The sequence below is a fragment of the Nonomuraea sp. H19 genome, from assembly GCF_052068215.1.
In the GTDB taxonomy this organism is placed as follows: Bacteria; Actinomycetota; Actinomycetes; order Streptosporangiales; family Streptosporangiaceae; genus Nonomuraea.
On the sequence record NZ_JBQHCV010000054.1, the window covers coordinates 1 to 11,686 of the forward strand.

Annotated in this window: 11 protein-coding genes; 5 read left to right on the forward strand and 6 right to left on the reverse strand. The window is 70.2% G+C overall.

Going from position 1 to position 11,686, the window contains the following annotated elements:
• From ACTMTI_RS53625 to ACTMTI_RS53635, 3 genes are all read left to right on the forward strand, one after another.
• The coding region (locus tag ACTMTI_RS53625) for a neocarzinostatin apoprotein domain-containing protein (protein WP_441128816.1) at positions 1 to 192 on the forward strand (192 nt) is incomplete at its 5' end.
• Positions 193 to 249: 57 nt separating this feature from the next.
• Positions 250 to 381, forward strand: a complete 132-nt coding sequence (locus ACTMTI_RS53630; RefSeq protein ID WP_441128817.1) for a hypothetical protein — start codon at positions 250 to 252, stop codon at positions 379 to 381.
• A 319-nt stretch (positions 382 to 700) separates the two neighbouring features.
• Positions 701 to 1,711 (forward strand): NAD-dependent epimerase/dehydratase family protein, encoded by a 1,011-nt coding sequence (locus ACTMTI_RS53635; RefSeq protein WP_441128818.1) that lies wholly within the window; start codon positions 701 to 703, stop codon positions 1,709 to 1,711.
• 42 nt (positions 1,712 to 1,753) lie between these two features.
• On the opposite strand, the gene ACTMTI_RS53640 is transcribed toward ACTMTI_RS53635, so the two are convergent.
• The 4 genes from ACTMTI_RS53640 to ACTMTI_RS53655 form a co-directional block, all read right to left on the reverse strand.
• Positions 1,754 to 2,995 carry a cytochrome P450 family protein gene (locus ACTMTI_RS53640; RefSeq protein ID WP_441128819.1) on the reverse strand — a complete coding sequence of 414 codons (1,242 nt, stop codon included), beginning with the start codon at positions 2,993 to 2,995 and terminating at the stop codon, positions 1,754 to 1,756.
• 36 nt (positions 2,996 to 3,031) lie between these two features.
• Positions 3,032 to 4,633 (reverse strand): MFS transporter, encoded by a 1,602-nt coding sequence (locus tag ACTMTI_RS53645; protein ID WP_441128820.1) that lies wholly within the window; start codon positions 4,631 to 4,633, stop codon positions 3,032 to 3,034.
• A 16-nt stretch (positions 4,634 to 4,649) separates the two neighbouring features.
• Positions 4,650 to 5,825: an acyltransferase family protein gene (locus ACTMTI_RS53650; RefSeq protein WP_441128821.1), complete on the reverse strand. Its 1,176-nt coding sequence runs from the start codon at positions 5,823 to 5,825 to the stop codon at positions 4,650 to 4,652.
• Positions 5,826 to 5,926: 101 nt separating this feature from the next.
• A complete protein-coding gene (locus ACTMTI_RS53655; RefSeq protein WP_441128822.1) occupies positions 5,927 to 6,679 on the reverse strand; it encodes an SDR family NAD(P)-dependent oxidoreductase in 753 nt (250 codons plus the stop codon).
• A 137-nt stretch (positions 6,680 to 6,816) separates the two neighbouring features.
• Between ACTMTI_RS53655 and ACTMTI_RS53660 the strand changes: the two genes are divergently transcribed.
• Together ACTMTI_RS53660 and ACTMTI_RS53665 are read left to right on the forward strand one after the other, a co-directional pair.
• The gene (locus ACTMTI_RS53660) at positions 6,817 to 8,217 is read left to right on the forward strand and encodes an FAD-dependent oxidoreductase (protein ID WP_441128823.1); all 1,401 of its coding nucleotides are present in this window, start codon (positions 6,817 to 6,819) and stop codon (positions 8,215 to 8,217) included.
• Positions 8,217 to 9,551: a condensation domain-containing protein gene (locus tag ACTMTI_RS53665; RefSeq protein WP_441128824.1), complete on the forward strand. Its 1,335-nt coding sequence runs from the start codon at positions 8,217 to 8,219 to the stop codon at positions 9,549 to 9,551. The genes ACTMTI_RS53660 and ACTMTI_RS53665 overlap by 1 nt, the downstream gene beginning before the upstream one ends.
• Positions 9,552 to 9,554: 3 nt before the next feature.
• On the opposite strand, the gene ACTMTI_RS53670 is transcribed toward ACTMTI_RS53665, so the two are convergent.
• Positions 9,555 to 10,985, reverse strand: a complete 1,431-nt coding sequence (locus ACTMTI_RS53670; protein ID WP_441128825.1) for an alpha/beta hydrolase — start codon at positions 10,983 to 10,985, stop codon at positions 9,555 to 9,557.
• The gene (locus tag ACTMTI_RS53675) at positions 10,972 to 11,679 is read right to left on the reverse strand and encodes an SRPBCC domain-containing protein (RefSeq protein ID WP_441128826.1); all 708 of its coding nucleotides are present in this window, start codon (positions 11,677 to 11,679) and stop codon (positions 10,972 to 10,974) included. Before ACTMTI_RS53675 ends, ACTMTI_RS53670 begins: the two co-directional genes overlap by 14 nt.
• Between the last annotated feature and the right edge of the window lie 7 nt (positions 11,680 to 11,686).

Genomic DNA, 11,686 nt, shown 5'->3' on the forward strand with positions numbered 1-11,686 from the left:
GAGTCGGCCAAGATGGTCACCACGGATGCCAGTGGTTCGGTCAACTCACCGTTCACCGTCCGGAAGAGCTTCCAAGGCGTGAGCCCTGAGGGGACCGCAGTGGGCGCGGTGAACTGCGCCACCACCGCCTGCTACGTCAGTGCTGGGAACGAGGCCGTTTTCCTCGGCTCCAAGCAGATTTCCTTCAGCTAGCCCGTTCACGTTCATAGGCTCTACCGCAACTTGAAGGCCACTTCCCGGGATCGGGAAGTGGCCTTTCAGGCGCCCGGAGCCGGGCCAGAAGTCATCTGCCGTGTCCGCGCGGTGCTGATCAGGGGGTTCTTGGTCGGGCTCATGGGTGGCCTCCTGGCCGTGGCGCTCGCCCCGTACGTCAACGGCTGAGCGATCGGTGAGGGGGATTTCCGCGTGGAAGCCCGGACGGTTGCCCCCCGCGTCGGGCCAGGCGAGGCAACTTCACGGTTGACAGGAAGTGGATATCGCCAGACATGTTGCGGACATCAGTTTCTCTGGTCCGGCCGGCACGCGTGACACAGAATTATCTGTGTCAGAGCGAATAAATCGCCAGAGAAAAAGAATGAAAGAATGCAGAAGAAGACCGGCGGGACGGCGGCGGAACGCGTTGTCCTTTTGTTCATTCACGCCATTTCTTCGAGGGAGAGTCTCATGTGTTTTTCCGCCGACCATTCGAGGACGGGCTGACATGGCAGGCGCACGCGCGGTCGTGACCGGCGGCTCCGGCTTCATCGGCAGGCATCTGGTGCGGGCGCTGCTCGCCCGCGGCGACGAGGTGACGGTCTTCGACCGCGAGCCCGACCCGCTGGTGCGCACGGTCACCGGCGACATCCGCGACGAGGCGCGACTGGCCGAGGCCATCGGCCCGGGGGTGGACGTCGTCTACCACCTGGCCGCCGAGGTCGGGGTGGACCGCTACCTGGCCCGCCCCCTCGACGTGATCGACGTCAACTTCCAGGGCACCAGGAACGTGCTGGAGCGGGCCGCCGCGGCCGGCGCGCGCGTGGTGGTCGCCAGCACCAGCGAGGTGTTCGGCAAGAACCCCGCCGTGCCGTGGGCGGAGAACGCCGACCGGGTGCTCGGCTCCACCGCCGCGGACCGCTGGACCTACTCCTCGGCCAAGGCGATGTCCGAGCACCTCACGCTGGCGTTCTGCCGGCAACACGGGCTGGACGCCGCGATCGTGCGCTACTTCAACGCCTACGGCCCCGGCCAGCGGCCCGCCTTCGTCATCAGCCGCACCGTGCACCGGGCGCTCAACGGGCAGCCGCTCGCGCTCTACGATGGCGGCCGGCAGACCCGGTGCTTCACGTACGTGGCGGACGCGGTGGCCGGCACGCTGCTGGTCGCCGACAAGGGCGGCGCCGGCGAGGTGTTCAACCTGGGCAGCATGACCGAGAGCACCGTGCGCGAGGCGATCACCACGGTCGCGGCGCTGACCGGGGCCAGGACTGTCGAGGTGGACGCGCGCGCCGCCCTGGGGCCCGCCTACGAGGACGTGCCACGACGCGTGCCCGACAGCACCAAGGCGCGCAGGCTGCTTGGGTGGGAGGCGACGACCTCGCTGGTCGAGGGCGTCGCGCGGACCATTGAGTGGGCCAGGGCGAACCCGTGGTGGCTGGCCGTCCCCGACTCCGGCGTCCCCGTGGCCGCCGCGAGCCGACCGCATGACGCCGACCGCATGACGCAGGCCGCATGACAGAGCCTCCGCACCCGGACGGTGCGGAGGCTCTTCACGTGTCTAGGACACTGCCGCGGGAACCGGGGCGGTCAGGCGCACGGGAAGCGCCCGGTGCCCGTTCATGATGAACGTCGGCAGCGGCACCAGGTCCTGCTTGTCCACCGCCAGGCTGAGCTCGGGGAACCGCTCGAACAGCGACGACAGCCCGATCGTGGCGACCGCCCTGGCGATGGAGGCGCCGAGGCAGTAGTGCGGGCCGTACCCGAACGACAGGTGCTCCTTGTTCGGCCGGGTGAGGTCGAAGGTGCCCGCGTCCGCGCCGTGCAGGGCCGGGTCGCGGCCCACCGCGGCGTAGTTGATCAGGATCGGGTCGCCCTGGGGGATGGTGACGCCGTCGAGGTGGATGTCCGTGACGGCGTACCGCAGCGGCAGGTGCGCCAGCGGCGACTCCACCCGCAGGACCTCGTCGATCACGTCGTCCCAGGTGGACTGGCCCGACTTGACCAGGTCGAGCTGCTCGGGGTGGGAGAGCAGCGCGGTGATCGCGTTGTCGAAGAAGTTGATCGTGGTCTCCGAGCCCGCGCCGAGGATCGCGAAGATCGTGTCGGTGAGCTCGACCTCCGACAGCCGCGAGCCGTCGGTGTCGCGCGCGGTCACCAGGTCGGTGGTGATGTCCTCGCCCGGGTTCTGCCGCTTCTCCGCGATCAGCTCGGCCATGGCGCCGCGCCAGCCGGACAGGATCGCCTGCGCCTGCTCCGGCGTGACCGTGGTGTCCACCATCATGTCGATGACCTTGGCGGTGGCCGCGCGGGCCTCCTCCGACATGCCGATCAGGTCCGCGACCAGCATGGCCGGCAGCGGGTAGGCGAACCGCTCGCGCAGGTCGACCACCTCGCCGGGCTCCGCCGCCACCAGCGCGTCCAGGAGCTGGTTCGTCAGCGCCGTGATGCGCGGCTTGATCGCCTCGGTCCTGCGCGGCGTGAAGGCCTTGCCGACCAGCCGGCGCAGCCGGACGTGGTCCTTGCCGTACGCGGTGACCATGTTGTCCATGGCGATCCAGCTGATCATCTCCCAGTCGGGCGGGATCTCGCCGTTGATGAACGCGGGCCAGTGGTTGCGCGCGCTCTTGGTGACGTTGGGCTCGGCGAGCAGCTGCCTGACCGCCTCGTGGGTGTTGACCGACCAGGCGAGCACCCCACCGGGGAGCTCCACCTGGACGGCGTGGCCCTGAGCGCGCAGGAAGTCGGTTTCCGCATGGATGTCACGGCCGATGGTGTCGAGAACGGGGCAGCGTCTTTCCACTGTGGTCTCCCATAGAACTCAGCGATTCGGACGGTGTCAGACCTTGGCCGACGCGGGCTCCTCGGCGGCGTCCACGGAAGGCTCCTCGGAAGGCTCCTCGGGCGCCTCCCCCATGGCCTGCTCGGAAGCCGGCGGCACCTTCCTGAGCGTGATCAGCGCGACGGCGGCCAGGCACAGGGCCAGCACCGCGCTGACGCCGGTGGCTGCGGTGACCGCCGTGGTGAAGGCCTCGCGCCCGGCGGCGAGCAGCTCGGCGGCCACGGGTGCGGCCACCTGCTGGGCCGCGTTGATCGCGCCAGCGATGCCCTCGCTCGCGGTGTCCGCGAGGGCGGGCGGCACGGACGGGGGCAGCGTGCCGGCGATCTGCACGCTGTAGACGGCGGTGCCGACACTGCCCAGCGCGGCCACGCCGAGCGCGATGCCCAGCTCGCCGCCCGTCTCGGAGACCGCGGAGGCCGAGCCCGCCTGCTCGGGCGGGACGGAGCCGAAGATCAGCGCGTTGCCGAGCGCGCCCATCGGCCCCGCGCCGATGGAGCCGATGACCAGGCCGGTCAGCACGATGCCCACGCCGGAGGTGACGTCGAGCTGGCTCAGCACGAAGTAACCGGCCGCCATGACGACCAGGCCCGCCGCGATGACGTACCCGGGGCGCAGCTTGCGCGCGATCACGGGGGCCAGCAGCACGCTGGCGATGGTGGCCGCGGTCGAGGGCAGCACCCACAGGCCCGTCTGCAGCGGCGACAGGCCGACCACGGTCTGCAGGAACATGCTGACCAGGAAGAAGCTGCCGTTGACGATGCCGCCGAGAATCATGATCGACACCGCGGCCCGGAAGACCGGCAGCTTGAACAGCTTCATGTCGAGCAGCGGCGAGTCCAGCCTGCGCTGCCGCCGCACGAACGCCAGGCCGAAGGCGAGGCCCACCACGATGGCGACGACATACCAGAGCTGCCAGCCGTGCTTGGCCAGTTCCTTCAGCCCGTAGACGAAGGGCAGGATGGCCGCCAGCGACAGCGCGACGCTGGGCAGGTCGAGCCGGCCGCCCTCGGGGTTGCGGTGCTCGGGCAGCAGCGCGGGCCCGGCCGCGAGCAGCAGCACCATGACCGGCACGGCCAGCAGGAACACCGAGCCCCACCAGAAGTTCTCCAGCATCACGCCGCCGACCACGGGGCCGAGCGCGACGCCGCCCATGAAGCAGGCCATCCAGACCGAGATGGCGGTGCCCATCTGCGCGGGGTCCTTGAAGATGGTGGCGATCAGCGACATCGTCGACGGCATGATCGTCGCGCCGGCGACGCCGAGCAGCGCGCGGGAGACGATGAGCATCTCGGCGCTGGAGGAGTAGGCGGCCAGCACCGACGCGGCGGTGAAGGCGGCGGCGCCGATGAGCAGCAGCTTGCGCCGCCCGATCAGATCACCGAGCCGGCCCATGGTGACCAGGAGGCCGCCGATGACGAAGCCGTAGATGTCGGTGATCCAGAGCTGCTGGGTGAGCGAGGCCCCCAGCTCCGAGCTGAGGTGGGGGAGCGCAAGGTAGAGCACGCTCATGTCGATCGAGAGCAGCAGCGTCGGCAGGGCCAGGATGGCCAGCGCCAGCCACTCGCGGGTGCCGGCCTTCGCCGGTGCGTTCACGTCCATCTAGGGTCCCTTCCTCTCAGTTGGTCAGCGCGCCCACAGGCGCCTGCTCGGCGGGCTCCGGCTGGACCGGAGGCTTGCGGGATCTGCTCCAGTACTTCATGGCCGGGCGCTCCACCAGCGTGTAGAGCAGCCAGCCCGTCACGACGGTGACGCCGGCGAGCGCGATCACGAGCAGCGTGCCGCCCACGGGCCCGTACTCGGCCTTGCCGAGCACCGCCTCGCGCAGCCAGTACAGGACGATGGACTGGGTCAGGTAGAAGCCGAAGGAGATCTGTCCCAGCCAGACCATCGGCCTGGTGCCGAAGAACGTCTTCCTGCCCTCCAGGTTGGCCTGGGCGAAGGTGCCGATGGCCAGCGCGAAGGGGATGGCGGTCACCAGGGAGACGCTGTAGGGCCAGGGGACGTACAACGTGGCCGCGTACCCGATCACCATCAGCGCCATCACGGGGAGCACCCCGATGCGCGGCCACCTGCCCGCGGCGACGATCCTGGCCAGGATCATGCCAAGCACGAACTCGAACAGCCGCACGGGCGGGAACAGGTAGATGAACCAGAACTGCGGCAGCGACAGCGCCTCGCCCGGGTACTTGGGCGCGTCGGGCACCAGCGTCAGCGTGACCAGGCACATGAGGGCCATGCCGACGAAGGCCAGCCCCGCCCACAGCCACAGCCGGTTGTCGGCGATCTTCCTGATCGGGATGATCAGCGCGGGGAAGAGCAGATAGAACAGCATCTCCGCGCTCAGGGACCAGGCCGGCATGTTCGCGCCGCCCCAGATGGCGTTGTCGTTGACGAAGACGTTGAGGAGCAGCAGGTTCGGCAGGCCCCACAGGACCGTGTACGAGCCGGCGAACAGCAGCATGGCAAGCGCCCACGTCACCACGTGGTTCGGCATGATCTTCACGACGCGGCGCCGGTAGTAGGTGCGGATCCGGTCACCCGGCTTGGCCGCCCACGTGATCACGAAGCCGCTCAGGATGAAGAAGAACGACACTCCGATGGAACCGCCGGGATACAACAGCCACATCAGCGTCTGGGTGATGCCGTCGTCCGCGTACGGGGTGGCCATATTCTGGTTCCCCTGCGTGAAGGGGAAGATGACGTGGCTCAGGAAGACCAATAACGCGGCGATGATGCGCATTCCCGTTAGCGCGGGCAGATCTCCGCGCACGGCAGGGGGTGTGGAGGTCACGTTGGGTTCCTTTCTCTCGGAATGCCCTGCTCCATCTTTTGTGCGGCCATCTGCCCGCCGCATCTCGCCACGTGCGGACTTCGAATGAGCAGGCCGCCGGATCAGAGAGGCACAGAGGTGGTGAGCCCGCCGTCCACCCGGAGCTCCTGGCCGGTGATGTACGACGAGCGCGGCGAGAGCAGGAACGCCGCCGCGTCGGCCACGTCCTCGGCGGTGCCGAGCCGCCCGAGCGCCACCTGCGCCCGGCAGGCCTCCTGCGCCTCGGGGGTGTTGGAGATCGCCTCGAACATCTCGGTGACGATGTAGCCGGGGCTGATCGCGTTGACCCGGATGCCGCTGGGCGCCAGGTCGGCCGCCAGCGTACGCACCAGGTTGATCACCCCTGCCTTGCTGGCCGCGTACACAGAGGTGAAGGCCAGCCCGCGATGCGCCAGCCAGGATCCGTTGACCACGACGGACCCGCCGCCGGTCATCAGCCGCACCGCCTGCTGGATGGTGAAGTAGACGCCCTTGAGGTTGGTGGCGACGATGTCGTCGAAGGCCTCCTCGGTGACGTCGCCGCTGCGCGAGAAGCCGGCCACGCCCGCGTTGGCGAAAACGCCGTCGAGCCTGCCGAAGCCCTCCTCGACGCGCGAGACCAGCGCGCCGACCTCGGCCGGGCGCGACACGTCGGTGGGCACGGCGAGCACGCGGCCGCCCGCGTCGAGCTCGCGCACCGCCTTGTCCAGGCGCTCGGGGCTGCGTCCCGCGAGCACGACCCGCGCGCCCTCGGAAAGGAGCCGCTGTGCGGTGGCCAGCCCCATGCCGCTGCCGCCGCCGGTGATGAGAACCGCTTTGTCGGAAAACTCGTTCATGGGGTCAGAATCACATGCCGCCCCGCGCGGAATTTCTGAAGAATTGCGCTGTCGCGCGGCCAGCAATTCAGAAGATGTTACGCATCTTCTCCGATGTGACCCTGTGGTGAACGCTAAAGCGCGCAGGAGGCGATCCGATGGGTGATGAGTCAAAGACCCGCGCGGTGGTGCTCGGCGGCAGTCTCGCGGGGCTTTTCGCCGCCAGAGTGCTCTCCGACGCCTACGACGAGGTGGTCATCGTCGACCGCGACGAGCTGATAGGTGTGCAAGGCCCGCGGCGCGGATGCCCGCAGAGCCGGCACATCAACGGCCTGCTGGCCCGCGGCCAGCAGGTGATGGAGGAACTGTATCCCGGCATCACCGAGGGGTTGTTCGCCGACGGCGTGCCGACCGGCGACCTGGCCGGTGACGTGCGCTGGTATTTCAACGGCAAGCCGCTCCAGCGCCAGCACGCGGGCCTGGTGTGCGTGGCGGCCAGCCGCCCCAAGCTGGAGCACCACATCAGGGAGCGGACGAGGGTCCTGCCCGGCGTGGTCTTCGCCGAGCGTCACGACATCCTCGGCCTCGAGTTCACCCCCGACGGCAGCCGGGTCGTCGGGGCCAAGGTGCAGCCGCTCGACGGTGAGAGCGAGCCGCACGTCATCTCCGCCAACCTGGTGGTGGACGCCACCGGGCGCGGCTCCCGCACGCCGGTCTGGCTCGAGACCCAGGGCTACCCCCGGGTCGAGGAGGAGCGTACGAAGATCGGCCTCGGCTACGTCACGCAGCACTACCGGCTCACCGAGGACCCGTACCACGGCGACCTGTCGATCAACCCGGTCGCCAACAAGGACCTCCCGCGCGGCGCCATCTTCACCAAGACCGACGGCGACCGCGTCGAGCTGACCACGTACGGCATCCTCGGCGACCACCCGCCCACCGACCAGGAGGGCCTGTACGCGTGGCTGAAGACGCTGGCCACGCCCGACATCTACGAGGCCGTGCAGAACGCCGAGCCGCTGGACGAGCCCGTCGCCTTCCGCTTCCCGACGACGCTGCGGCGCCGCTACGAGAAGATGACGCGCTTCCCCGACGGCCTGCTCGTGACGGGCGACGCGGTGTGCTGCTTCAACCCCGTCTACGCGCAGGGCATGACCGTGGCCGCGCTCTCCGCCCTGGTCATCCGCCAGCACCTGCACACCGGCGCGCTGCCGGACCCCTTCCAGTATTTCGGCGATCTGGCGCGCAACGTCATCGACCAGCCGTGGGAGATGACGCACACGGTCGACATGGGCTTCCCGGGCGTGGAGGGTGAGCGCGGCGCCAAGGTCCGCGTGGCCCAGGCCTTCCTCGGCCTCGTGCAGGAGGCGGCCACCAAGGACCCTGACGTGGCTGGGGCCTACATGCGCGGCGCAGGGCTCGTCGACGGGCCGGAGGCGCTCATGAAGCCGCCCATGCTGGCCCGCATCCTGTGGAACGCGCTGCCCTGGGTCGGCACGCCCGCGCAGTCGCCGCGGCGCGCGCCCCAGCCCAGGTCACTGGCGAGGAGTGAGAAATAGTGAGCGTCACAGAGCTGCTTCCGCTCTCGTGGAACCAGGGGTTCCTGCGCGCCTGGGACCAGGGCGACGAGGCGGGTCCGTTCGGTCCCCGCTACATCATCGTCTGCGGCTGGCGCCTGACCGGGCCCGTCGACCCCGCCGTGCTGCAGGAGGCGCTGGACGAGGTGGTGGCGCGGCACGAGGCGCTGCGCACCGAGATCGTCCGCAGCGGCGACGGCCACCAGGTCGTCCATCCGCCGAGCCAGGTCCGGCTGACCATACGCGACCTGCCGGGCGACGACAGGGACAGGCGCGCGGAGGAACTGCTCAACGACGCGGAGGCGGAGCCGTTCCCGATCAAGGAGCTGCCGCTGATCCGCGCGGTGCTCGGCCGCTTCGACGACGACGACGCGGTGCTGGGGCTGATCGCCCACCACACCGCCGTCGACGAGTGGTCGATGCAGCTGATCATGCGGGATCTCGCGTACGAGTACGCCGTGCGCACGGGGCACCGGCCGCCGTCCCTGCCGGAGGTGCCGCAGTACCGCGACTACGTGGACTGGGAACGCGCGGGCGCCGGCCAGGGCGACAACGAGCGGTCGCTGAGCTACTGGCGTGACAAGCTGCGTGGCGCGCAGGTCCTGGGCACCAAGACCGATCACCTGCGATCCGCGGGCCTGCCCAAGACCACGGCCTGGCGGCGGTTCAGCTTCCCCAGCACGCTGACCCAGGCCGTCAAGGACATCGTCAAGGAGACGCGGAGCTCGCCCTTCATGGTGCTGCTCGCCGCGTACGCGGTCTATCTGGGCCGGCGTGAGGGAACCGCCGACGTCGTCGTGCCGAGCTTCTCCTCAGGCCGCGGGCCCGCCCGATTCCACGACACCGTCGGGTCGTTCTTCAACTACCTGCCGTTGCGGATGAATCTGGCGGACTGCCGTACCTTCCGAGACGTGATCGCGTGCACCCGGCAGACCTGCGTCGAGGCGTACGCGCACGACCTGCCGTTCGGGCAGGTCCTCGGCGTGGCGCCGGAGCTGATGACCCCCGTGACCCGTGACGACTGCGCCGTGGTCGCCTTCCAGGTCTTCAAGTCACCGCTCGGCGGCGAGCGCGGGAGCGCGGGCGCGCTCCAGTACTCGGTGCTCCGCAGGAGGCAGGTGTCCCAGTGGGACGGCGGCGACGTGCCGGACGGCGCCATGTGGCACCTGGAGATCGACTCCATCGGCGACATCGTGGGCTCGCTCGCCTTCAACACCAACCTGTACGGCGAGCAGACGGTCGACACGATGGTCGAGGACTTCGGCGAGCTGCTGAAGCGGCTGACCGCCGACCTCCACGGGCAGCTGGAGCTCTGAGGCTCACCCCAGGCGGTCCAGCCAGCGGAAAAGGCGAGGGAAGACCTGCCTGGCCGCCTGGTCGGTGAGCATTCCGTGGCCCTCTCCCGCCAGCTCCACCCACTCGGAGTCCGGGTGCAGGCGCGGGAGATGGGCGCGGACGGCGTCCACGGGGATGCGGGGATCCCTGTCGCCGTGCGCCACGAAGAGCGGAACCGCCGCGAGCGTGTCATCGGGCGCGAACCTCGCCGTCCTCATGAAGGCCTTGACGGTGGCGTGTCCGGCCTCACGCAGGTCCGCCGAGCGCAGGAACGAGCACAGCAGGAAGGCGCCGCGCACTTCAGGGGCCGCCAGCGCGACACGTGAGGCCAGATAGCCGCCGTAGCTGAGCCCGCCGGTCACCACGGGACCCACGGTGGTCTCGCGCAGCACCTTCACCGCGTCGTCCACGTCGTCGGCGCCGTACCGCTCGGGCAGCGGCGCGGACACCGCGGGGTCGATGAGCCTGCTGCCGCGCAGGTTGGGCTGCACCACGCGCCAGCCCGCGAGCGCCAGTGAGTCCGCCAGCGGCGACCAGGTGGCCAGGTTGGCGCCGTTCGGCCCGCCGTGGAACAGCACCACGGTGCCGCGTGGTACGCCCGCCGGATCGCGCATCACGCAGGGGAGCCTGCCTTCTACCAGCGTGTGCCTCGTGGGAGGCAGCCCGTGGGTTTCCGGGGCGGCGCGCAGTCGTACCGGGGGGCCGCCGAGCTCGGTGAGATGGAGCCGCCTCGGTTGGTCGCCCGACGTCCAGGTGAGCGCGAGCAGGTCGCCGTCGCGCCGCACCTCGTGCACCACCGCCGCGGAGGCTCTGGTGAGAGGGCGAAGGGTGCCGCTGCGGACCTGCCACGCCTGCGCCGACCTGCCTGGCCACGACTCCACGACCAGCGTCAGCTCCTCGCCGGGCAACCAGGGGCCGAGCGCCGCGGCGGGGCCGTCCCAGTGGCGGGTCCAGGTACGACCCGCGCACACGACGCGGCGGGCGCGGCCGCGGCGCAGCAGAATCGCGATCTTGTCGGGCGCCGTGGCCACGTCCTCCACGGTGGCCTTGGGAGGCAGCGTCACCGTGCCCACGACGGGATGGGTGAGGACGTGCCCTTCCTCCGGGGCCGGCCGGCAGGGCTCATGCTCGTGCGGCCAGATGGCGCGGGTGACGGCGTGCTCGCCCGCCAGGTCGTCGTAGACCTCGGTGGTGAGCAGGCCGTCCTCCCAGCGCGGCGCGGTGTGCCAGAGCGGTCCCGAGGTGAGCCGCCTCCAGCCGCCGTCGGCCCAGAGCGCCAGGTGGCGGCCCGACCAGGCGTCGGTGCTGACCACGGGGCCTTGTGGGGTGAGCGCGAACGACGGCAGTCCGCCGTCCACCTGCGAGCGGAGGAACGGTGATGGCAGCCCTTGGACCGCCCGGTCAGGCAGGCGCATAGATCTTGGCGCGGAGCGTCACGGGCACGAAGCGCTCGCCGATCATCAGCTCCACCGTGTCGCCCGGCCGGTGGCTCTCCACCCAGGCGTCCAGGTCGTCCAGGCTGTCGAAGGCCGCGTCCCGCGCGCCCCTGATCACATCGCCGGCCCGCACCCCTGCGCCGGCCGCGGGCGTCCCGACCGCCACGTCCTGCACCAGCAGGCCCTCGCCACGGATCGCGCCCACGGGGATCACGCCGAGCTCGGTCTTGTGCATCGTGTGGTAGTTGTGCGGCGTGCCGTCCAGGTAGTCGCCGAGCAGGTCGAGGAAGTGGTCCCAGTGATGCAGGAAGCCGTCGCGCTCGAACCTGCCGTTCCCCTCCTCGGGGAAGCCCTCCTGGCGCAGGGTGAGCCTGGTGTGCCCATCGCCGTGATCGGTCAGCTCGAAGGTCATCCGCACCTCGGCCTCGCAGGAGTACAGCGAGCACACCAGCTCCAGCCTGCGGTGCCGCGTCAGCGCCACGATCCTGCCGGGATAGGCGAAAGGCAGGCGCGCGCCGGGGTCGTAGAGCCAGCAGAAGGCGGCGCCCTCGCGCTCCGGCAGGATGCTCGCCACGGTGCCCAGCCAGTGCTCGGCCGCCTCAGGCGCGAACATGGCCGCCCACACGGCCTCGCGCGGATGGGCGAGGACGCGTTCCAGGTTGTTGGTCGACATCGTGCAC